Below are 22,979 nucleotides of genomic sequence, written 5' to 3' on the forward strand. Positions count from 1 at the left end.
CTTGAATGAGATGAAAATACCAAATTACTCCGTTGCTGCCTTCGCAATTATGATGCTTTTTTTAATAGTGGGCAAGGTCAATGCGCAAAATGAAAAATCTAAAAATAAATTACCCAATATCGTTTTTATTTATGCTGATGATTTAGGTTATGGTGATCTGGGGGTTTATGGCGCAACTGAAATCAAAACGCCAAATATGGACAAGTTGGCAAACAGTGGAATTCGTTTTACCAATGGTTATGCCACTTCGGCAACCTGTACGCCAAGTCGTTACGGATTGCTAACAGGCGTTTATCCTTGGAGAGAAAAAGATGCTAAAATTTTGCCCGGAACAGCGCCATTGCTGATCAAAACCAATCAAATGACTATTCCCAAAATGCTCAAAGAAAAAGGATACCAAACTGGTATCGTAGGAAAATGGCATTTAGGCCTAGGCGAAGGGAATTTAGATTGGAACAAAGAAATTAGTCCAAGCCCTAACCAAGTGGGATTTGATTATTCGCATATTATGGCCGCAACCCAAGACCGAGTGCCAACAGTTTATATCGAAAATGGATTTGTAGTTGGTCTAGACCCAAAAGACCCCATCGAGGTGAATTACGATAAAAATTTTGAAGGAATACCTACCGCAATTACCAATCCTGAATTGGTAAAAATGAAATGGCATCACGGACACAATAATAGCGTGGTCAACGGTATTCCGAGAATTGGTTTTATGAAAGGCGGAAAATCTGCCATTTGGAGCGATGTCGATATGTCGGATCATTTTTTAACAAAAGCCCAAGACTATGTCATCAAGCATAAAAATGAACCTTTTTTTCTTTATTACGCTATTCAACAACCTCATGTGCCTAGAACTCCAAATCCTCGATTTGAAGGTAAATCAGGAATGGGACCTAGGGGCGATGTTATATTAGAAGCCGATTGGACTATTGGAGAATTTATCAAAACACTCGAAAAAGAAGGACTTTTAGAAAATACTTTGATTGTTTTGTCAAGTGACAATGGTCCCGTTCTCAATGATGGCTACTATGATGATGCTGTTACAAAATTAGGTAAACACAAGCCTGCTGGACCATTACGAGGAGGAAAATACAGTTTGTTCGATGCTGGAACTCGTGTTCCATTTGTGGTGAGTTGGCCCGGAAAAATTAAACCAGCTGTTTCAGATGCTTTGGTCTGCCAGATTGATTTATTGTCTTCGTTAGCTTCTCTAGTGGGCAGTAATGTAACAACACCGGATAGTGAAAACCTAATGCCTGTTTTTACCGGAAAAACTAGCATCGGACGAAAGGAACTCGTTTTAGAGGCATCTTCAAAAACTGCCTTCAGACAGGGTGATTGGGCGATGATTCCTCCTTATAAGGGAGTGCCTGTTTACGGTGATGTCAATATCGAAGTGGGGAATAACAAAGAGTATCAATTGTACAATTTGAAAGAAGACATTGGTCAAAAACAAAATTTGGCCAAATCAAATCCTGAAAAACTGAAAGAGATGATGGCTTGTTTTGAAAAAATTCGGGGAAAGTCCAGTACCAATATTCAAGAATTGAAATTGGAATAATTTGATTCGTAGGTGATGAAATCTCATAAAATAGCGTTTCTCCTTTTTTTTTCTATTGCAGCAATTTATTGTACTGCGCAGGAGAAACCTGCTTTGGATATACTGAAACCTAACATTATATACATTCTCGCAGACGATTTGGGTTATGGTGATTTAAGTTGCTATGGTCAGCAAAAGTTTACAACACCCAATATCGATCACTTAGCCCAACAAGGAATGTTGTTTACCCAGCATTATTCAGGAGCAGCGGTTTGTGCCCCTTCCAGATCGGCTTTGTTTACAGGGCAGCACACAGGCCATACTTTTATCAGAGGAAATAAGGAAGTGCAACCCGAAGGACAATATCCAATACCCGCCGCAGCCTTTACTATTGCAGAATTAGTACAAGAAAAGGGGTATAAAACGGGCGCTTTTGGAAAATGGGGATTAGGAAATGTTGGCTCGGAAGGCGATCCGTTGCAACAAGGATTTGACACTTTTTATGGGTATAATTGTCAAAAGTTAGCACATAATTATTATCCCTACCATTTGTGGGCCAATAATAATAAAGTGCTGCTTACCGAAAACGAAGGCTCTAATAAAGGGCAATATGGGCCGGATTTGATTCATAAAAAAGCCCTGTTATTTATAGAAAAAAACAGAAAAGACCCTTTTTTCTTGTATTATGCCAGTCCGTTGCCGCACGCAGAATTAGTAGCTCCTGAAGTTTATATGAATAAATTTAATGGAAAATTTGAACCCGAAAAAGCATATATTGGGACGGATGCAGGCAAAAATTTCAGAAAAGGAGAGTACGCTTCTCAACCGTATTGTCACGCTGCTTTTGCCGCTATGGTAACTTTGTTGGACGAGCAAGTGGGCGAAATTGTTGCGAAGATTAAAGAATTGGGTTTAGAAGATAACACCATAATCATTTTCACCTCAGACAATGGACCACATCAAGAAGGGGGCGCCGATCCTGATTATTTCAACAGCAATGGACCGCTCAAAGGCTACAAAAGAGATTTATTCGAAGGGGGAATACGCGTTCCAATGATTGTTAAATGGAAAGGAAAAATTGCGAAGGGCAGCAAAACCGGGCATGTCTCTGCCTTTTGGGATGTGATGCCAACATTGGCAGAGCTTATCAATACCCAAGTTCCTACTAAGATTGATGGTGTTTCGTTTCTTCCAACCTTGCTAGGTAAAGGCATTCAAAAACAGCACGACTATTTGTATTGGGAATTTCACGAATTGGGAGGACGACAAGCGATTAGAAAAGCCAATTGGAAATTGATAAAATACAATGTCAATAATAATGGCAAATACCAATTGTATAATTTAGAAAATGACCTTTCCGAGACCACTGATTTGGCATCTAAAATGCCTGAAAAGGTAGCTGAATTGTCCAAAATTCTCGAATCTAGCCGAACAGAATCCGAAGTTTTTCAGTTTAAATGATTTGTTTTTTAAAATATAACCAATTACAATATAAAGTAATTCAATAAGAATGAAAAAAAACTTTAGTATTAAAACATTGCTACTCTTGACCCTGTTTTTTGGTGTCACAGATTTTTTACAGGCCCAAAACGAAGTGCTTCCTTTATGGAACGGAGAAATTCCGGGCGCAATTTCTAACAAAGAATACAAGGAAGAAACAGAAATAAAAGGCGGGTTGGTTGAGTTTTACAGTAAAGTTTCAGTACCGACTTTAACCGTATGCAAACCAGAAAAACCAAACGGAACGGCAGTAGTTATTTATCCGGGAGGTGCTTATCTCAGGCTTTATATGATTGGCGAAGGTTATAAAATAGCCAAATGGTTGAACTCACAAGGAATAACAGCTTTTATTTTAAAATATAGATTGCCAAGTGACGAAATCATGAAAGACAAAACCATTGGACCTTTGCAAGATGCACAAGAATCCATTCGGTTTATAAGACGAAATGCGGCACAATGGGGAATAAATGCTCAAAAAGTAGGTGTCATCGGTTTTTCTGCGGGCGGTCATCTCGCTTCCACACTATCCACTCATTACAATTACGAGCTGTATAAAGTAAAAGATGCTATTAGCGCGAGACCTGATTTTTCTATTTTAGTCTATCCCGTAATTTCAATGGACGAAACCATTACGCACAAAGGTTCTAGAACCAATCTTTTAGGAATAAAACCAGCTCAGGAATTAATCGAAAAATATTCAAACGAAAAGCATATTGATGCTGTAACGCCGCCAACCTATATCGTGCATGCTTTTGACGATACATCGGTAGTAATAGAAAATAGTATTCAGTATTTTTTGGCATTAAGAAAAAATAAAGTTCCATCCGAAATTCATTTATTCCAAACGGGAAAACACGGTTTTGGTATGGGTCGCCCAGCAACGACAAGTCAAAACTGGACGAAACAATGCGAAGATTGGTTGAAAATCAATCAATTTATAACAGTTGAGAATCCAACGAAAAATTAAATTTTAATTCAATTCCATTTAACAATGAAAATACATCGTTTAGCTCTTTTGGCAATCTGTACAACGGTTTTTTCGATCCAAGCGCAAGTTGTTGAAAAACCCAAATACACCGCACCCAAATGGGAAAACCCTGAATGGGAAAACCCAGAAATTTTTCAAATCAATAGAGAAAAACCGACGGCCAGTTTTTATAGTTATGAGAATGAATCGGATGCATTGAAAAATGACAGTTGGAACAATTCACCATTTTACAAATCCTTAAACGGCAGTTGGGATTTTTATTATGCCGATAATGTAACCACAAGACCGACTGATTTTTACAAAGATGATTTTTCGGTAAAAGGTTGGAATAAAATCGAAGTCCCTTCCAACTGGGAATTGAAAGGATATGGCATTCCGTTTTATACGAACATAATTTATATGTTTCCTGCCAATCCGCCTTTTATTCCTCACGATATGAACAACAATGGAAGTTATAAAAGGGATTTTGAAGTTCCCGAGAATTGGACTGGAAAAGACATTTACCTCCATTTCGAAGGTGTAAGTGGCGCTATGTACGTTTGGGTCAATGGCGTGAAAGTGGGCTACAATGAAGACAGCAAAACTCCATCGGCATTCAAAATAACGGATGTTGTCAAAAAAGGAAAAAACACGGTGGCGGTGCTGGTTTTGCGTTGGCATGACGGCAGTTATTTAGAAGATCAAGATTTTTGGAGAATAAGTGGTATCGAAAGGGATGTCTTTATTTATGCGGCCAATAAAGTCACTGTTAGAGATTTTAGAGTGGTTTCTGATTTAGAAAATAATTATAGGGATGGCGTTTTTAATTTGGCGCTGCAAATAGAGAACAACGGTAAAACCAATGCAAATAATACTGTATCCATCCAGTTATTGGACGGAGAAAACACTGTGTTTTCTGACACCAAAAGTCTCCTTGCAAAAATCGGTGCAAACACTTTAGATTTTAACACAAAACTACCCAATGTAAAAACTTGGAATGCCGAAAATCCTAATTTATATACCCTTTTAATAACCTTGAAAGATAAAAAAGGGACCATAACAGAATCGACAGCTATCAAAGTTGGTTTTAGAAATGTATCCATCAAAAACAATCAGTTTTTAGTCAATGGCAAACCGGTATTAATAAAAGGGGTAAATATTCATGATCATAGCGAAACCGAGGGGCACGTCATTTCCGAAGCGCTTACCTTGAAGGATTTACAAATAATGAAACAAAACAATATCAATGCTATTCGGTGCGCTCATTTTCCTAAAAACGCCCATTTTTATAGGTTGTGTGACAAATATGGTTTTTATGTCATCGATGAAGCGAATATCGAAATTCACGGTATGGGTGCTACCAACCAAGGATTGGATGGCAACAAGAAAAAACAGGCTGTTCATCCCAATTATTTACCACAATGGAAAGCCACCCATTTAGACAGAACCATTAAAATGTTTGAACGAGATAAAAATCATCCTTGCATCGTGACTTGGTCTTTAGGAAATGAAGCGGGTAATGGCGAAAATTTCTTTGCCACTTATAAATGGTTGAAAGAACACGACAGCACTAGGCCAACTCAGTACGAAGGAGCAACAAATTATGCTAATACCGATATTCAAGCGCCAATGTATTGGAGCATCGAGAGTATGATTAAATATGTCGAAAAGAATCAGACACGACCATTGATTCAATGCGAATACGCACACTCGATGGGAAATAGTACCGGGAATTTACAGGATTATTGGGACGTCATCGAAAAATATCCTACGATGCAAGGCGGATTTATTTGGGATTGGGTAGATCAAGGAATTTTAACCAAAAATGAAGCTGGCGAAAAGTATTGGGGGTATGGAGGTGATTTTGGAGGCTTCAATTATCAAAACGACGAAAACTTCTGTTCCAACGGAATTATTGCTCCCGATAGAACGGCGCATCCCGCTTTGTACGAAGTCAAAAAAGTATATCAATATATTAAATTCAGAGCTTCAAATTTAAAAGAAGGCGAAATCGCTATCAAGAATAGATATGATTTTACCAATTTAAATCAATTTCAGTTTACTTGGAAACTTTTGGAAAATGGCATAGAAATAGCCTCTGGGGTTTTCCCAACTTTGGATATTTTAACGTATGAAACCAAACTCGTAAAAATGGATTTGCCAAAGATTGCATATCAAAACGGGGAATACCATTTGAATATTTACGCTTTGAATAAAAATGCTACGGATTTGATGCCTTTAAATCATATCGTGGCGTATGAGCAGTTTCAATTGCCTATTGAAAAAATAGTTGTTGTAAAACCAGTAGTGAACGGTTCAATTTCAGTAGTGCAAGAAAATGCAATCACTTTAATTTCAAATGCAAATTTCAAAATAGAATTTGATAACAACAAAGGAACTCTAAGCTCCTTAGATTATGGAAACGGAAATATTTTGCTGAAAGGAGTTGAACCCAACTTTTGGCGAGCCACAACCGATAATGATTTCGGGGCAAAATCACAAAAAACATTAGCACAATGGAAACAAGCCACTAAAAATCAAGTGCTAAAAGATGTTAAATTCTTGAAGAATGCGAAAGAAATTAAAATCAAGTCTAAAAACGAAATCAAGGACCAAATAACGATTCAAGCTACCTTTGATTTACCAGCAGTTGAGGGAAAAATTATAGTTTCCTACACCATCAATGCGCTGGGCGAAATTACAGTAAACAATCAATTGCAAAATATAAAAGCCGATCTGCCTCATTTGCCAAGATTTGGAAATAATTTAATACTAAAAGACGCGTATCAAACGGTAAATTGGTTCGGCCGTGGGCCACACGAAAATTACCAAGACCGAAAAACATCCGCATTGGTGGGGCAATATAAAGCCTCTGTTTCCGATTTGTATTTTGCCTACATCCGTCCACAGGAAAACGGGTATAAAACCGAGGTGCGTTGGGTAACTTTTACCAACAACAACGGCAAAGGAGTGAGAATTGAACGACCTGAATTGTTCAGTTTTAGCGCACACCACCAATACAATGATGATTTTGATGATGGTGAAAAGAAAATACAACGCCATTCCATCGACATAAAAAAACGAGAGTTGGTCAGTGTCAATATAGATTATGCACAAACAGGTGTTGGAGGCGACAATAGTTGGAGTCCTTCTGGACTTGCTCATAAGGAATACAGAGTCAACGCGGGCAATTTGGAATATTCTTATAAAATTATTCCAATTAAATAGGTGAAATAAATAAAATGAAAATGAAGTCCAAAGATATTTTACTAATTGTATTATTGTTTTCTAGCTACTTTGCAATAGCACAAACTGCCTACACCAATTTCAAACCTGGTGAAGTTTGGTTGGATGACAAGGGAAATGCTGTGAATGCGCACGGAGGCGGTTTTTTGGTGTATGACGAGACCTATTATTGGTTTGGCGAGCACAAAGAATCAGGCAAAATGGGGGCGAAAGCATTAGTTGGCGTTCACGTGTACAGCTCTAAAGATTTGTATAATTGGAAAGACGAAGGCGTGGCATTGTCAATGTCTAATGACACTACTTCGATGTTACGAAAAGGATGTGTGTTAGAACGCCCAAAGGTCATTTATAATAAAAAGACACAAAAATTCGTCATGTGGTTCCACCACGAGTTAAAAGATCAGGGTTACAAAGCCGCATTGACCGGCGTGGCCGTTTCAGATAAGGTTACTGGCCCTTTTAGGTACATCAACAGTATGCGGTTACACCCTAAAGTTTATGCAAAAAACTTCACTAAAGAACAACAACAAATAGCGTCGCTTCCGCTAAAAGAGCCTGTAAAACCGAATCATAAAGGCTTTGCTGGTGTTCATATGATAAGAGATTTTGAAACGGGGCAAATGTCCAGAGATATGAATTTATTTGTAGATGAGGATGAACAAGCTTACCATATTACCGCTTCGGAAGAGAACCAAACGCTGTTAATTTCTAAACTTTCCGATGATTATTTGTCAATGACCGATGACTATGTGCGTGTTTTTCCTGGCGAAACCAATGAGGCACCGGCGATTTTGAAAAAAGATGGCAAATATTTTATGTTTTCGTCCTACACAACGGGTTGGAATCCAAATCCGGGTCGATTGGCTGTTTCCGACAATATGATGTCGGGTTGGAAAGCCTTGGAAAATCCGTGTAGAGGATCAGAAGAAGAAAAGAAAACAACTTTCCATTCGCAAAGCACTTTTGTAATTCCAGTTATCGGAAAGAAAAATACTTTCATTTATGTTGGTGATCGCTGGAATTCAAAAGATTTGGGCGACAGTCGCTATATATGGTTGCCTGTTGAATTTGAAGATGGAATTCCGTTTTTGAAGTGGCATCAATCGTGGGATTTGGATTTTTTTAATAAATAGAAATGAAAAATTTTACCATTTTTATCCTTATTTGTTTGTGCCAATGTGTTGGCTACAGCCAAAATGCGCAAAAACCAAACATCATAATTATCCTAGCCGATGATTTGGGCTATGCAGATGTGGGTTTTAATGGATGCAAAGACATTCCAACTCCAAACATAGACAGAATAGCCAACGAAGGAGTAAAATTCACCAATGCTTATGTTACCTTTTCTGTTTGTGGACCCAGTAGGGCAGGACTTTTAACAGGTCGTTATCCGCAACGTTTTGGCTACGAAAGAAACCCACAATACCGTCCTCACGACCCTAATATGGGTTTGCCAAAAACAGAACAAACATTGGCGGAAGCCTTAAAACAAGTTGGCTACACTTCAGGAATTGTGGGCAAATGGCATCAAGGAGCCGATATTTCGAATCATCCTTTGAACCGAGGATTTCAAGAATTCTTTGGACATTTGGGTGGAGGACACGCCTATTTTCCAGAACAATTAACAATCCAAGATAGTTACGCTGTTGACAATGATGAAGGAATGAGTTACAAAACTTGGATTATGCGCAATCAAAAGCCTATCCAAACCAAAAAATACCTAACGGACGAGTTTTCGGATGAAGCGGTTCAGTTTGTCGAAAGAAATAAAAAAGAACCTTTCTTTTTGTATTTATCTTATAACGCTCCACATTCACCGCTTCAAGCTACACAAGAATATTTAGATCGTTTTCCGAATATTGAGGATAAAAAACGAAAAACTTATGCTGCAATGGTCAGCGCCGTTGACGATGGTGTAGGAAGACTTTTAGATAAATTAGAAGCGTTACACCTAGATTCGAATACCTTAGTTTATTTCTTGTCTGATAATGGTGGCCCAGAAAACGACAACAGTTCTGACAATGGTGTTTTGAGAGCCGGAAAGTCATCGGTTTACGAAGGCGGCTTTCACGTTCCTTTTGCTATGCAATGGAAAGGCACTGTGAAACCAACGGTCTACGACAATCCAGTTTCGTCACTCGATATTTTTGCAACAATTGCCGCACTTTCAAAAGCCCCAATCATCAAAGACAAGCCATTAGATGGCGTTAATTTGATTCCTTTTATAACTGGAAATAATAAAGCAATTCCGCACGAAACCATTTATTTAAGAAAATTTGATGAAAAGAAATATGCTGTTCGGCACAACGATTTAAAGTTAGTTTTGAACAAAGACAACGAACCAGAACTCTACAATTTGAAAGAGGATATTGGGGAAATAAATGATATTGCAAAGCAATTTCCCACAGAACTACAAAAGATGGATAACCTCAGAAAAGAATGGGATTCCCAACTCATCGAGCCAATTTTTGAAGGCCTGATTATGAAAAAAAATAAACAAATAAAAAGTAATTTAAATCAAAATGAAACAGTTAAATAAATATTTTCTTGTCATAGTATTCGTTTTCATAGCTACGGCGGCTTTTTGCCAAGTAAGACTTCCAAAATTAATTAGCGATGGAATGATTTTACAACGGGATACCAAAATTAAAATTTGGGGTTGGGCTTCCGCCAATGAAAAAATTGCCATCGATTTTATGAATAAAAAACATAAAATTCAAGCCAATAAACAAGGCCTATGGGAATTGCCATTGACCAATTTAAAAGCAGGTGGCCCTTATGTTATGAAGATTGCCGCAAGTAACGCTATCGTAATTAATGATATTTTAATTGGCGATGTTTGGTTGTGTTCAGGTCAGTCCAATATGGCAATGACTGTGGGACAATGCCGCGAATTATATGAAACGGAAATTGCCAATTCTGAAAACAAATTCATCAGAAATTTTGAAGTGCCACGAGAATATGAATTCAATACGCCAAGAACGGATTTAAGTGGCGGTTCGTGGTCGGCGGCCAATCCTGCCAATGTTCCGAAATTTTCGGCAGCGGCTTATTTTTTTGCAAAAAATATCTATGCAAAATACCAAATTCCAATCGGAATGATCAATTCAAGTTATGGCGGAACTCCTATTCACGCTTGGCTTAGCGAAGAGGCCTTGAAGCCATTTCCCGAAAGCTATAACGAAATTGCAGCATTAAAAAATCCTGAATTCGTAAAAAGCATCGAAAATAAAGACTTAGAATTAGATAAAACTTGGAATGCAAAGCTGTTGCAAACTGACGAAGGAATAGCAAGTAAAGGCAATTGGCAATCCAATGCAACATCCATCGCAGATTGGCAGGAAGCTAAAATTCCGGGTTTGACAAACGGCACAGCACTTGAAAAAGCAAATGGCGTAGTTTGGTATAAAAAAGAAATTGAAGTTACGAAACAAGAAGCCTCGGCTGATGCGATATTGAAGCTAGGTACAATGATGGGAGCCGATTCTACTTATGTCAACGGCATATTTGTAGGTTCTACCAAGGATCAATGGTCGTCTCGAAAGTACGGAGTTTTGCCCAATACTTTTGTAGAAGGTAAAAACACCATTACTATTCGTTTGGTTAAAAAAAGAGGCAATGGCGGCTTTGTGGAAGGATTGCAATATCAGCTGGTTACCAAAGGGGGAGCTCTGAATCTTGCGGGAACTTGGAAATACAAAATAGGCGCAAAAATGGATGCCTTGCCCAACACGGTTAATTTAAGATGGAAACCAACCTCATTGTACAATGCGATGATTCAACCTTTAAAAAATTACGCAGTTAAAGGCGCATTATGGTACCAAGGCGAAGGAAATTCCGGTAAACCAAAAGAATATGTACAGCTGCAAACAGCACTTATTGGAGAATTAAGAACCGTTTTTGGCAATCCAAATATGCCTTTTTTGTTTGTGCAATTGCCTAATTATCAAAAGGTACAACCCAATCCAGCCGACAGTAATTGGGCATTATTAAGAGAATCTCAATTAAAAACTTTGGCAGTACCAAACACCGGAATGGCAACGACAATAGATCTTGGCGAATGGAACGACATTCACCCACATCAAAAGGAGCCGGTTGGAAAACGCTTAGCGCTTATTGCACAAAATCTAGTGTACGGCGAGGCTAAAGTAGTTTGTTACGGACCAAAATTCGAATCAATGCTAGTAGAAAAAGGTAAAATCATACTCTCTTTTGCCACTTTTGGAAGCGCAATGCAATTCAAAGGAGAAGGTACACACACCAATTTTGCCATAGCTGGCGAAGACAAAAAGTTCGTTTGGGCTGAGGCCAAAATCGAAAACGGGAAAATTATAGTTTCAAGCGCAGCTGTTCCGAATCCTGTAGCTGTCCGTTATGCTTGGGCAGACAATCCCGAGGGCGAAAAATTATTCAACACCGAAGGCATTCCGGCTTCTCCGTTCAGAACAGATTCTTGGTAGATAAACTGATTCTTATAAAAAAACACCTTTTACATACCTTATTTAACCACTAACACAATGAAAAAAAGCCTATTTATTATTAGCTTGATGTGCCTCGCTTTTCAACTGCAAGCTCAAAAAAGAGAAGTACAATTACTCGATACAGGTTGGCGTTTCCTCAATAAAGAAATCCCAACAACTAATATAAATCAAGTTGACGATTCCTCGTGGCAGACCGTTACCGTTCCCCACGATTGGGCAATTGCAGGACCTTTTGATATGACCATCGATATGCAAAAAGTTACCGTGATTGAAGATGGCGATCGAGGGGCAAAATTACGAACAGGAAGAACTGGAGCGTTGCCTTGTTTCGGAATTGGTTGGTATAGAAAAGCATTAAACATTTCAAAATCTGATGAAGGGAAACGAATTTTTGTAGAATTTGATGGTGCAATGAGCCGTTCGAAAGTATATTTAAACGGCGTTTATATTGGCGAATGGCCTTATGGCTATTCTTCTTTTTCGTTTGAATTGACAAAATACATTCAGTTAGGAAAAGAAAATATTTTATCTGTTCGTTTAGAAAACAAAGAAGAATCGTCAAGATGGTATTCGGGAGCAGGAATTTATAGAAATGTACGATTGGTAAAAACAGCTCCGGTTCGAGTGGCACAATGGGGAACTTATATTACAACTCCAGTTGTTTCACCTAAAATGGGCGAAGTCAACATTAAAACCGAAATTGATGGAGATGAAAAAGTACAACTAATAACAGAAATTTTTGATGCTAAAGGACAAAAAGTAGCCTCAACAAAAAGCGAGGGGAATAAAGCATTTGAACAAAAATTGAAAGTCAATAAACCAAGTTTATGGAGCCCTGAAACGCCTGTTTTATATACTGCTGTTTCAAAAGTTTTTGTTGGTAAAATTCAAAAAGACGAATATAAATCGGTGTTTGGTTTTAGAACCATTAAGTTCGACAGGGATAAAGGATTTTTCTTAAACGGAAAATATACCAAATTCAAAGGCGTTTGTTTGCACCACGATTTAGGACCAATAGGTGCTGCAGTCAATTTTAGAGCTACCGAGCGTCAATTGGTAATGATGAAAGAAATGGGTGTAAATGCCATTCGAACATCGCACAATCCTCCGTCATTAGAATTATTAAAAATATGCGACAGCATCGGATTGATGGTACAAGTAGAATCTTTCGACGAATGGAAAAACGGTAAAAACACCAATGGTTATGGCGAATTTTTTGACCAATGGGCCGAAAAAGATTTAACAGCAATGATCAAAAGAGACCGAAACCATCCATCTGTGGTGATGTGGAGCATAGGAAATGAAATCAGAGAACAAGGTATGCCCGAAGGTGCTGCAATGGCAAAATTTTTAACGAAAATTAGTCACGATTTAGACCCAACTCGTCCTGTTTCGGCGGGTTTCAATAATTGGAAAGGAGCCATAAAAAATGGTTTAGCAGCAGAAGTAGATTTAGTTGGTTTTAATTACGCACCCGATTTCTATGAAAAAATGCGCCAAGAAAACCCGACATTTACTATTTATGGTAGCGAAACCGCTTCGACAGTAAGTTCTCGTGGAGAATATAAATTTCCTGTAACTCCTTCTAAAAAAGCGTGGTACACAGACTATCAATTAACAAGTTATGACCTAGAAACCTGTAGCTGGGCAGACCTACCTGATTATGAATTTCAATACCAAGATGATTTAGACTGGGTGGCTGGAGAATTTGTTTGGACAGGTTTTGATTATTTGGGCGAACCTTCGCCTTATAATGAAGGAACGCCAGCACGAAGTTCTTATTTTGGAATTGTTGATTTAGCTGGAATCCCAAAAGACAGGTATTATTTGTACCAAAGCAAATGGAGCGAAAAACCCGTTTTTCACGTTTTGCCACATTGGACTTGGCCTGATCGTTTGAATCAAAAAGTGCCTGTTTTTGTTTATACCAATTATCCAAAAGCAGAATTATTTGTCAACGGAAAAAGTATGGGTACAAGAGTAAAAGACAAATCAAGTATGCTTAAAAGATACCGTTTGATGTGGGATGATGTAATTTATGAACCAGGAGAAATCAAAGTAGTGGGGTATGATAAAAACGACAAAGTGGTGGCAGAAAAAATCATCAAAACCGCTGGCGAAACTTATAACATAAAACTTACTGCCGACAGACAAACCATTAAAGCTGATGGAAAAGATTTGTCTTTCGTAACTGTTGAACTTTTAGATAAGGATGGAAATTTGTGCCCAAGAGCCGCTAATTTATTGTTCTTTGATGTAACTGGTGCTGGAAAATTAAAAGCCGTTTGCAATGGCGATGCCACAGACCAAACGTCTTTTGCTTCAAAATATATGAGAACATTCAACGGAAAATTAGTGGTAACTGTTGAATCTGACACTACTGCTGGAGAAATTACTTTGAAAGTTTCTGGAGGATTACTGAACGCAGAAGAAGTAAAAATCACAACTGAAAATTTGACTAAATAATCGTCTAGTCAATTTTGAAATAAAAAAATTAAAATGAAGAAACAAATTTTATTATTCTTAGGGTTTTTGATTGTTTTAACTATTGGATGTAAATCGAAGCACGGAATTTCCACAGCTAAGAATCCTGCTTTTGTTGATAAAGAAACACCTAATTCAGCCAAACCATTTATAGTTTCGGATTCTACTTCGACAAAAACTAAGAAAAGCAACTGGAAGTTGGTTTTTTCAGACGAGTTTAATGATACTAAAATCGATACTTCGAAATGGAACGTAGAAAATGCTCCGAAAAAACGTGTCGATATTATGTTGTATTCCAATGACGACCAAGTGCAAGAGAAAGACGGAAAAGCCTATATTTATTATAGCAAATCGTCCTTAAACGACACCACTTATATGGCGGGACGATTTAATTCCAATAAAAAATACGCGCCAACCTACGGCTATTTCGAAACAAGAATGCATTTAGTAAAACCCGATGGCTATCAAAGTGCTTTTTGGATGATGCCTGAAGGAAATGGAATGGCGTCAACAACAACACCCGATGGTACTGCCAATGATGGTGCTGAAATAGACATTGTCGAAGGCAATAAATTACGTTCCTATTCGCTTGGTTTGCATTGGGATGGGTATGCTAAACCTGCACACAAAGGCACTGGAAGCAATATTAAAAAGCCTAACATTCACGATACGGAATACCATATTTTTGCATTAGAATGGACACCCACTTACTTGAAATTTTATTGTGATGGCAAAGTAGTAAAAGAAATAACCGATCCAAAAGCAATCCCGCAGGTAGCGGAGTATCTCTATTTTTCTGGTAGCTGTTTTGGGAAAAATGATTGGTTGCAGGGTGATGTTCGCAAAAATGACTTCATTCAAAAGGGAGGTGTAGCAGAAGCTTATATCGATTATGTACGGGTATATCAAACAAAGGAAATAAAGTAAAAAATACAAAACGGACTGGAAAGATGAATTGTTCGAAGCAACTGTATTTCTTTTCAATTTTTTTTTCTAATCGTACATTTTTTGAATCCTATTTTAACACAGACAGATGAAAATAAATAATCCTATAATAACAATTGTGTTCCTACTATTTTTTGTGGCATCTTATTCCCAAAAGAAACCTGTCGGGACGAAATCTAAAAAGAATCCACCCAATGTTATTTTTATCATTGCGGACGATTTAGGATACACCGATCTTGGAACCTATGGAAGCGACTTCTACGAAACCCCAAATTTGGATAATTTGGCTAATACTGCAGTTAAATTTACTAGCGGTTATTCCAATTGCCCAGTATGTTCGCCATCAAGGGCAAGTTTTCAAACAGGAAAATATCCGGTAAATACAGGCATTACCGATTGGATAAAAGGAAGAAAAGCAGAAAACGGAACTACTTCCAATGATCGTTGGATAGTGCCCGATACAGAATATGATATGAAATTAAGCGAAATCACCATCGCTGAGGCATTGCAAAATAAAGGATATAAAACGGCTTTCCTTGGCAAATGGCATTTGGGCGAAACGGAAGCTTTTTGGCCAGAAAATCAAGGATACGATATCAATATTGGTGGCTGGAGTGCTGGCGGTCCTCATACTGTCAATGGCAGCAAAGCCTATTTTTCGCCTTATGGGAATCCACGACTCAAAGATGGACCTGCAGGAGAATATTTGCCAGAACGATTGACAAATGAAGCTATTGCAATTTTAAAATCGCAAACGGATAAACCACTATTTATGTGTTTGTCCTATTATTTAGTGCATACAAAATTAGAAGCCAAAGATGAGGATATAGCTATTTTTAAACAAAAGAGAGAAAAAGTAGGAATCACCGAAGCGCAAGAATTTGTCAACTCAGCCCCTTGGATGGCAACGGCGTCCGGGAATGGAAAAAGTTATAAAGAACGCATCAAACAAGGCAATCCAACCTACTCAGCGATGATCAAAGCTTTAGATGATAATGTGGGAAGATTAATTAATCATCTAAAACAATCGGGTACTTACGACAATACGCTTATTATTTTTGTGTCGGACAATGGAGGTTTAGCAACAGCTGAAGGTTCATCAACCTCCAACTTACCCTTAGCAAAAGGAAAAGGTTGGATGTATGAAGGGGGAATTAGAGTGCCTTTTATAATCAAACCACCGCAGTGTAATAAAGGAAAAGTAATTGACACTCCCGTTTCAGGTGTAGACTTTTTCCCGACCATTTTGGATTATGCCACAAGTTCATCCCCTGCTGCTCCGATTGATGGTCTAAACCTTAAATCGATACTAGAAACCTCAAATGGAGGTCAAGATCGTCCCTTGTTTTGGCATTATCCGCATTATTCCAATCAAGGCGGAAATCCGTCCAGTGCGGTTCGATTAGGAGATTTTAAATTGATTCACGATTTAGAATTAGATGACTATGCCCTTTACAATCTAAAAAGTGATATCGGCGAAACCAAAAATCTTGCTACAACAATGCCCGAAAAAGTAAATGAATTAAAAGCAATGTTGAACAATTGGATTGTAAAAACTTACGACAAAAAATTAGAACCCAATCCAAAATGGAACAGAAGTGATTTGAAATAATCTGTAGAAAAAGAGTCGGTTGCAGCTCTAAAACTCTTACTCCCCAAATTCACTCGTGGGTAATTTGTTTTTGCTAGACAATTTATTGGAGTTATCGCTTAAATTGAGCAACAATAGATTGGTTTCTTAAATATAGTTGGTTGTAGTAATGCAACCATTTTTGGTGTTTTTTTTAAGTTAATTTCCCTATTGATTCTGAGGTTATTTTTAAGCCCGTAAGTTTTTGATCGGCCTTCCTGTACAATATATTTTGCTATTCAAAATTTGGAATAGTCATTGCCTAAATAGATTTTGCGCAAAATGGCTTTTTCTCGATTTTGATTATTTTTGTCTGGTACCAAATCATAATTTGAGGCGATTGACGACCAATCGATGGTTTGATAGCCTATATCATATCGCAAACAAGTAAAACAACTTTAACCTGATTTTCGAATCAGGTTTTTTTATAAACTATATAAAATGGAAATAGCAATTATAGCCCACGACGGAAAAAAGCCGATATGGTTCAGTTTTTGAACAAAAACAAAATAGTTTTGCTTCGCAATGATATTCGTCTTATTGCCACAGGCACAACAGGTTCAAAAGCGGAAAGCGCCGGTTTCAAAGTCAAAAAAGTGCTTTCTGGTTCACAAGGTGGCGATGATCAAATCGCAGGAAGAGTGGCAGAAGAAAAAACTAAAATGGTCTTGTTTTTCAAAAGAATCTTTATAAAGTCAAGTACACAAATAGGATGTGATTAAGTTGTTGTTTGTTTGCGATGTTCATAATGTTGCCATAGCTACAAACGAAGCCGCAGCTCAATTTTTTATAGATGCTATTGCGAAGGAAAATTGATCCAACACCAGGAACGCTGTGATTGATAAAATACGAAGAAGCCGTTCCATTTAGGACGGCTTCTTTTTTTATCATTCTGATTTTTATCAAAATCTAATTATACGGAATCACTTTTTAGTATCGGATTCAACTTTTACAACCTATTATCCACCGTAAATCACAGCATCGGGAATAAAATAATGTTCATAATCGTTCACTATAATCTCCCATATATCACTTGCTTTTTGAGATACAATAGTGCATCTCTCTGTTTTACAAGACCATTCTCCTTTCGAAAAAACAAAAACACGTTTGAGTCCTCTAGGTATTGTGGCGTGTATTTCAGCACCACCATTGAATCGAATAACACCAAATTTTGCCATAGCGCTATCGGTTCCATTTTTAGCTCTTAGATCCCCAGTGGCATTGTATTTGGTGCCAGCTACTTTGGCATCTCCACTATAGCTAGTGTTAGCACTTGCAGTGGAACTAGATTTTGAACTAGAACCAGCAGGAATACTGATACTTAAACTATAGGTCGCTTTTTCACCGCGTCTAGCAGTGCTTCTCATTTGATATACTCTAATTTTATAAGTACCACTTTTAGTCAAATTGAGGCTGCAGGTATTGCCTTCAGTTTGACTAATAAAATCAGCTACATTTTCTGAACCTGGGGGAAGTACATTAAAGAAACTACTTTTAGAAAGTTGTTTAAAAGTTACTTTTAAGGTTTGTCCCGCATTGGCACCCACAGTGTAATCAATGGTTTGATCTCCTGTAATGGAACCTTGTATTACCGTTGAAGATTTACCTTTCGGGAAGCTAACTTTTTTGGTAATAATTTGAGCAGAACTTTCTACTGGAATCAACGCCAAAATTGCTAAAAACAATCCCATTCTTTTTAAACATTTTCTCATAATAATTTGTTTTAATGGTTATTAACTCAAATTTATAAAAAAAAAGTATACTAAATATCGCTTAGGGGGAAATTAACGCATTGATAAATGACTTTTTACAAATACGCAATCATCGAAATTTCGACATTTACATTTTTGGGCAATGCTGCCACCTGAACGGTTTCACGTGCAGGAGCTGTAACCTCGTCAAAATACGAACCATAAACGGTATTTATAGCTCCAAAATCATTCATATTCGTGATGAATATCGTCGATTTTACTACGTTTTCAAAGGTCATTCCAGCCGCTTCGAGAACAGCTTTCATATTTTGCATCACTTGTTGGGTTTCGGCTTGAATGTTGTTGGTAACAAGTTCCCCATTTTCGGGATTGATGGCAATTTGCCCAGAAGTATAAAGGGTGTTGCCCATAAGAACCGCTTGGTTGTATGGCCCAATTGGTGCTGGAGCTTTTTCGGTAAAGATTATTTTTTTCATAAAAACTGCATTTTTTAGTGTATCAAAAATAGCATTAAATTATCGATTGCTCACGCTCCGCTTATCATATTTAATATCACTAAGGATACCGGATTTGATACCAATGAAAAAACTCCAGTTGGCTTGATCGCCAAAGGGTTGCCAATTGAAATCCATTCGCCAGCTTAATAAATCTCTTTCAAAACGGAGTTGGGTGTAAGTTACACCATTTAGTACAAAATCATATCCTGTAGAAACCCCAACTTTCCATTTTGGAGTTAAATCCCCATTTGCAGAAACCATCAAGGAATTTCCGGTAATTTTGCTTTCTCTATTGATATTGCTATACGTAAGAGAATAGGCGAGGGTCATATCCCAAGGCAATTTCGAAGCGAAAAATTCGGATATTTTATCGGTAGCGTCCTCATCTTCGTCTTCAAATTGGCTTCGGCCTCTAATATTATCAATGGTATTTCGTCCAAACAAATCATCATCTCGCCCTCCATTCCGTTGACCTTCTTTGTTTTTGCCCTCTTTTTCTTTTTCATCGGCATCTTTGCTGGATATCGAATAATTTAAAGTCATATTGGCGCTGGTCATTCGAAACAAACTGCCGCCATTGTTGATGTTATACACATTGATTCTATTGCCGGCATTATCAATGGCATAAGGATCGAGTGTGGCACCGAAATTCATGTTCAATTTATCTTTGAATAATAGCGTTCCTCCGCTCACTCGGACAGGAGCCCATGCGAGAGTCGTTTTTCCGTCGGCATTGATGTCGTAACTGGTAGAAAAATTCAAATTATTCAGCAGCATAATTTTTTTAGGATCGACTTTGGTGCTATCGGGATCGGTGATTTTTGCTTCGAAGGTATTGCTCAAATCAAAACCTAGTATATTGGAATTGTTATTTGACGGTGCTCCAAAGACGCCTCCTTCAAACCGTGTATAATCTTTGGTCATAGTTCCCGAAGCATCGGTGGCGTAGGTGTCGTAATATTTTTCGAAACTAGGAGTGTAGCCGTAGGAGAGCGAAGGCCGCATCACGTGTCGAATGGATTTTATTTTTTTATCGGGTTTGAAGTTGAAAGTTCCATAAATAGTGGTTCCCAAACTACTCGAAAAATTATAGGTCCTAAAAGCATCGAATCCGTTGATCGTTTCATCTATAACTTCACTTTGGTCTTTATCATAATACCTTTTGATAGTTTTTAAAGTCCAAACTTCGTTATAATTCATTGCCGTCGAGGCACTAAAATATTTAAAAACTTTGAAATTGGTACTCAATGGAATCGAATGTTGCATACCAATTTTTGCGTTATCAAACATTTGTTTGGAAAAGAATAAGGAATCTGTAGTAACAAAACTATTCTTTCCAACTAAATTATACAGTAAATTGATGTTTTTGAAAAACCCTTTTTTTACACCGTCTTTACCCACAAAAGGATAAATTCTATCGACACTGTATTGCAAATCGGGCAAGGTCATATTGATTTCTGAAGTTTGGGTGTTTTGCGAATGGGTGGCACTCAAGGACAAACGCGAACCTACAGTGGCGGGAAAAAATTTGCTGTAAGAAACCGACGAGGTCAAAGTGTTATTCAAATTCGAACCTATGTTGGATTGATTGATTGATTGTTGGTAATATTTACTGCTTCCCATATTGACCGATGCCGAAAAACTTGAATTAGGACTTCCTTTAGAATCTTTCGAATGTGACCATTGCAAATTGTAAATGTTTTGTTTGGAATAATCGGGATAACCACGTTCGCTATTGATCAAGTTTTCGAATCTAAAGTTCAAATTGCCTCTGTAACTATATCGTTTAGCATAACTCGATTCAAAACGCATGGCATAACTCCCGTTGGTATAATAATCGCCGAGGACAGTCAAGTCATAATGGTCGCTCAATGCAAAGTAATATCCACCATTCTGCAATGAAAAACCTCTGTTGTTGGAGTCATTATAACTCGGCAAAAGGATACCTGAAACACTGGTTTCTTTGCTCATCGGGAAAAAAGCAAAAGGCAAAGCGATTGGTGTTGGCACATTGGCAATAACCATATTGGTCAAACCCGTTACTACTTTTTTACCCGGAATGATTTTTACTTTACTAGTTTGAAAATAATATTCCGGATTATCGACATCTTTTGAGGTCGTGAATCGCGCACCTTTCAAGAAATAAACCGAATCATTTTCTTTTTTAGTCAAAACTGCTTTGACTTTGAATTCTCCTTGATCGGTTCTTGAATTCCAGATTAAAGCTTTTTTAGATTTAAAATTAAAACGGATAGAATCAGGTTCGATAACATTCTCGGCTTGTTTGAAATTGGGATATTGCGAAGGTTTACCCATTGAATCTTTAATTCTTCCCGCGAGAACTTCGTTGGTTTCATAATTCAAAACGATAATTCCAGATTTCAATTCCGTGTCTGTATGATACAATTCGGCTTTATTGTAGAGCGTGATGAGCTTTTTCTTCTGTTCTATTTTGACGTAATCGGTAGCATTGTATTTTATTTTGGCGTCAAGAAGTACTTTTTTGGGAATGCTGTCTTTTTTGATGGTGTCGGTATTGCTTACCACTAAAGTACTCGGCTGATTTTTTGAATTGGGGGTAGCAACGGCTTTTTTGGATTGTTCGGTCGAGGGAATTGTTTTTTTCTTTTTTGAAATATCTTGCCCAAATATTTTACAGCTTCCTATTGTTAGGAAAATGGATAATAAAACGATATTAAATAAGTTTGTATTCAAAGGTTTTAATGCTATTTTTGTAAAAATATGGCTTGTTTTTTGACGTGTCAAACTTACATATAAATTTTTTGCAAAAATAATCAAATATTACATTTATAGCCTTGGTGTTGTAATTAAATTAACTTTTATAAATGACCACTAATTTAAAAAACTTCTTTTGCACAGCGTTTGCCAGCTTGTTTTTATGCAGTTTATCCTTTGCTCAAAACCATTCGCAATTCACCGTAATTCTAGACGCTGGTCACGGCGGAAAAGACCCTGGTAATTCCTATCACGGATTTGTAGAAAAGGAAATTGCACTGAAGACCACACTGAAAGTTGGAGAGATTTTAGAAAAAGAAAAGGGGATAAAAGTGATTTATACTCGCACCTCCGATGTGTTTATTGAATTATCAAAAAGGCCGAAAATAGCCAATAAGGCAAATGCAAACTTATTTATTTCGGTTCATTGTAATTCCGTTAAAAATTTTACTCCTTCCGGAACTGAAACTTTTGTTATGGGTTTGTCTCGAAGCGACATGAATTTGGAGGTCGCCAAAAATGAAAACTCGGTTATTTTGCTCGAAAATAATTACAAAGAAACCTATCAGGGGTTCAACCCCAAGAAACCGGAATCGTTGATCGGCTTAACGATGATGCAAGAAGAAAATTTAAATAACAGCATCAATTTGGCCACAAAAATTCAAAATAATTTCACCCATAATCTAGACAGAAATACGCGTGGCGTCAAACAACAGCCGCTATGGGTTTTGGATGCGGCTTATATGCCGGGGGTATTAATCGAACTGGGTTTTTTGTCTAACTTTGAAGAGGGGAAATTTCTGAATTCCGATGAAGGACAATACAAAATGGCGCTTCAAATTGCAAACGCCATTAAATCCTACAAAAAAGATTACTTGGGGGAAGAGGGAGTCCGTTCTACGCCAACAGAAGTGAAAGAAAAACCCGTACATCCGATAGAAACCAGTGAAAAATTGAAAACCGACTCTTCAAAAAAGGATTCGATTTATAAAATACAACTTTTTGCAGGGACACAAAAAATTGAATTGGATTCTAAATCCTTTAAAGGGCTGAAAAATATTTCAACTACCTTTAGCAATAATATGTATCGGTATATGTATGGAGAAACGACCAATAAGGAAGAGGCTAAAAAACTGAAATCGGAGGCTCAAAAAACGGGGTTTTCTGGCGCATATATTGTTCTGATCAAGGATGGGAAAGCAAGCCCAGTCAAAGACATCGATAAATTCTAATACCTA

At 37.6% G+C, this 22,979-nt stretch carries 14 protein-coding genes and 1 pseudogene; 12 read left to right on the plus strand and 3 right to left on the minus strand.

Translation table 11 applies throughout. The features are described 5' to 3' along the window. Window positions 1-52 precede the first annotated feature (52 nt). The 11 genes and pseudogenes from E1750_RS16430 to E1750_RS16480 all read left to right on the plus strand — a co-directional run bounded on the left by E1750_RS16430 (window position 53) and on the right by E1750_RS16480 (window position 17,612). The gene (locus E1750_RS16430; protein ID WP_227873993.1) at window positions 53-1,564 is read left to right on the plus strand and encodes a sulfatase family protein; all 1,512 of its coding nucleotides are present in this window, start codon (window positions 53-55) and stop codon (window positions 1,562-1,564) included. A gap of 15 nt (window positions 1,565-1,579) precedes the next feature. Continuing rightward, entirely contained in the window at window positions 1,580-3,004 is a 1,425-nt protein-coding gene (locus E1750_RS16435; protein ID WP_133277812.1) for an arylsulfatase, read from the plus strand. 49 nt (window positions 3,005-3,053) lie between these two features. Further along, window positions 3,054-4,010, plus strand: coding sequence for an alpha/beta hydrolase (locus tag E1750_RS16440; protein WP_133277813.1), 957 nt, complete (start codon window positions 3,054-3,056; stop codon window positions 4,008-4,010). Window positions 4,011-4,034: 24 nt separating this feature from the next. Next, window positions 4,035-7,238 carry a glycoside hydrolase family 2 TIM barrel-domain containing protein gene (locus tag E1750_RS16445; protein WP_133277814.1) on the plus strand — a complete coding sequence of 1,068 codons (3,204 nt, stop codon included), beginning with the start codon at window positions 4,035-4,037 and terminating at the stop codon, window positions 7,236-7,238. Between the two features lie 20 nt (window positions 7,239-7,258). Next, window positions 7,259-8,389 carry a glycoside hydrolase family 43 protein gene (locus tag E1750_RS16450; protein ID WP_133277815.1) on the plus strand — a complete coding sequence of 377 codons (1,131 nt, stop codon included), beginning with the start codon at window positions 7,259-7,261 and terminating at the stop codon, window positions 8,387-8,389. 2 nt (window positions 8,390-8,391) lie between these two features. After that, window positions 8,392-9,795 (plus strand): sulfatase family protein, encoded by a 1,404-nt coding sequence (locus E1750_RS16455; protein ID WP_133277816.1) that lies wholly within the window; start codon window positions 8,392-8,394, stop codon window positions 9,793-9,795. Then, on the plus strand, window positions 9,779-11,716 hold the full coding sequence (locus E1750_RS16460) for a sialate O-acetylesterase (RefSeq protein ID WP_133277817.1): 1,938 nt from the start codon (window positions 9,779-9,781) through the stop codon (window positions 11,714-11,716). The genes E1750_RS16455 and E1750_RS16460 overlap by 17 nt, the downstream gene beginning before the upstream one ends. Before the next feature lie 57 nt (window positions 11,717-11,773). Then, the gene (gene galB, locus E1750_RS16465; protein ID WP_133277818.1) at window positions 11,774-14,203 is read left to right on the plus strand and encodes a beta-galactosidase GalB; all 2,430 of its coding nucleotides are present in this window, start codon (window positions 11,774-11,776) and stop codon (window positions 14,201-14,203) included. Between the two features lie 33 nt (window positions 14,204-14,236). Beyond that, complete coding sequence (locus E1750_RS16470) at window positions 14,237-15,148, plus strand: glycoside hydrolase family 16 protein (protein WP_133277819.1); 912 nt, start codon at window positions 14,237-14,239, stop codon at window positions 15,146-15,148. A gap of 106 nt (window positions 15,149-15,254) precedes the next feature. Continuing rightward, window positions 15,255-16,778 carry a sulfatase gene (locus E1750_RS16475; RefSeq protein WP_133277820.1) on the plus strand — a complete coding sequence of 508 codons (1,524 nt, stop codon included), beginning with the start codon at window positions 15,255-15,257 and terminating at the stop codon, window positions 16,776-16,778. Window positions 16,779-17,237: 459 nt separating this feature from the next. Beyond that, window positions 17,238-17,612: pseudogene (locus E1750_RS16480) on the plus strand (methylglyoxal synthase). Between the two features lie 143 nt (window positions 17,613-17,755). Here E1750_RS16480 and E1750_RS16485 read toward each other — a convergent pair. The 3 genes from E1750_RS16485 to E1750_RS16495 all read right to left on the minus strand — a co-directional run bounded on the left by E1750_RS16485 (window position 17,756) and on the right by E1750_RS16495 (window position 21,771). Next, the gene (locus E1750_RS16485) at window positions 17,756-18,508 is read right to left on the minus strand and encodes a PPC domain-containing protein (protein WP_133277821.1); all 753 of its coding nucleotides are present in this window, start codon (window positions 18,506-18,508) and stop codon (window positions 17,756-17,758) included. A 95-nt stretch (window positions 18,509-18,603) separates the two neighbouring features. After that, the gene (locus E1750_RS16490) at window positions 18,604-18,984 is read right to left on the minus strand and encodes a RidA family protein (RefSeq protein ID WP_133277822.1); all 381 of its coding nucleotides are present in this window, start codon (window positions 18,982-18,984) and stop codon (window positions 18,604-18,606) included. A gap of 39 nt (window positions 18,985-19,023) precedes the next feature. Next, on the minus strand, window positions 19,024-21,771 hold the full coding sequence (locus tag E1750_RS16495; protein ID WP_133277823.1) for a putative LPS assembly protein LptD: 2,748 nt from the start codon (window positions 21,769-21,771) through the stop codon (window positions 19,024-19,026). A gap of 80 nt (window positions 21,772-21,851) precedes the next feature. Here E1750_RS16495 and E1750_RS16500 point away from each other — a divergent pair, with 80 nt between their 5' ends. Next, window positions 21,852-22,973, plus strand: a complete 1,122-nt coding sequence (locus tag E1750_RS16500; RefSeq protein WP_133277824.1) for an N-acetylmuramoyl-L-alanine amidase — start codon at window positions 21,852-21,854, stop codon at window positions 22,971-22,973. Window positions 22,974-22,979 lie beyond the last annotated feature (6 nt).

Origin of the sequence: Flavobacterium nackdongense, from assembly GCF_004355225.1 — a bacterium.
Classification (GTDB): Bacteria; Bacteroidota; Bacteroidia; order Flavobacteriales; family Flavobacteriaceae; genus Flavobacterium; species Flavobacterium nackdongense.

What these genes read in the sequence shown, in the direction of transcription:
- E1750_RS16455 (WP_133277816.1), top strand. Translation starts at nt 8,392, where the DNA reads ATGAAAAATTTTACCATTTTTATCCTTATTTGTTTGTGCCAATGTGTT.
- E1750_RS16470 (WP_133277819.1), top strand. Translation starts at nt 14,237, where the DNA reads ATGAAGAAACAAATTTTATTATTCTTAGGGTTTTTGATTGTTTTAACT.
- E1750_RS16475 (WP_133277820.1), top strand. Translation starts at nt 15,255, where the DNA reads ATGAAAATAAATAATCCTATAATAACAATTGTGTTCCTACTATTTTTT.
- E1750_RS16490 (WP_133277822.1), bottom strand. Translation starts at nt 18,984, where the DNA reads ATGAAAAAAATAATCTTTACCGAAAAAGCTCCAGCACCAATTGGGCCA.
- E1750_RS16500 (WP_133277824.1), top strand. Translation starts at nt 21,852, where the DNA reads ATGACCACTAATTTAAAAAACTTCTTTTGCACAGCGTTTGCCAGCTTG.
- E1750_RS16450 (WP_133277815.1), top strand. Translation starts at nt 7,259, where the DNA reads ATGAAGTCCAAAGATATTTTACTAATTGTATTATTGTTTTCTAGCTAC.
- galB (WP_133277818.1), top strand. Translation starts at nt 11,774, where the DNA reads ATGAAAAAAAGCCTATTTATTATTAGCTTGATGTGCCTCGCTTTTCAA.
- E1750_RS16460 (WP_133277817.1), top strand. Translation starts at nt 9,779, where the DNA reads ATGAAACAGTTAAATAAATATTTTCTTGTCATAGTATTCGTTTTCATA.
- E1750_RS16430 (WP_227873993.1), top strand. Translation starts at nt 53, where the DNA reads ATGCTTTTTTTAATAGTGGGCAAGGTCAATGCGCAAAATGAAAAATCT.
- E1750_RS16435 (WP_133277812.1), top strand. Translation starts at nt 1,580, where the DNA reads ATGAAATCTCATAAAATAGCGTTTCTCCTTTTTTTTTCTATTGCAGCA.
- E1750_RS16485 (WP_133277821.1), bottom strand. Translation starts at nt 18,508, where the DNA reads ATGAGAAAATGTTTAAAAAGAATGGGATTGTTTTTAGCAATTTTGGCG.
- E1750_RS16440 (WP_133277813.1), top strand. Translation starts at nt 3,054, where the DNA reads ATGAAAAAAAACTTTAGTATTAAAACATTGCTACTCTTGACCCTGTTT.
- E1750_RS16445 (WP_133277814.1), top strand. Translation starts at nt 4,035, where the DNA reads ATGAAAATACATCGTTTAGCTCTTTTGGCAATCTGTACAACGGTTTTT.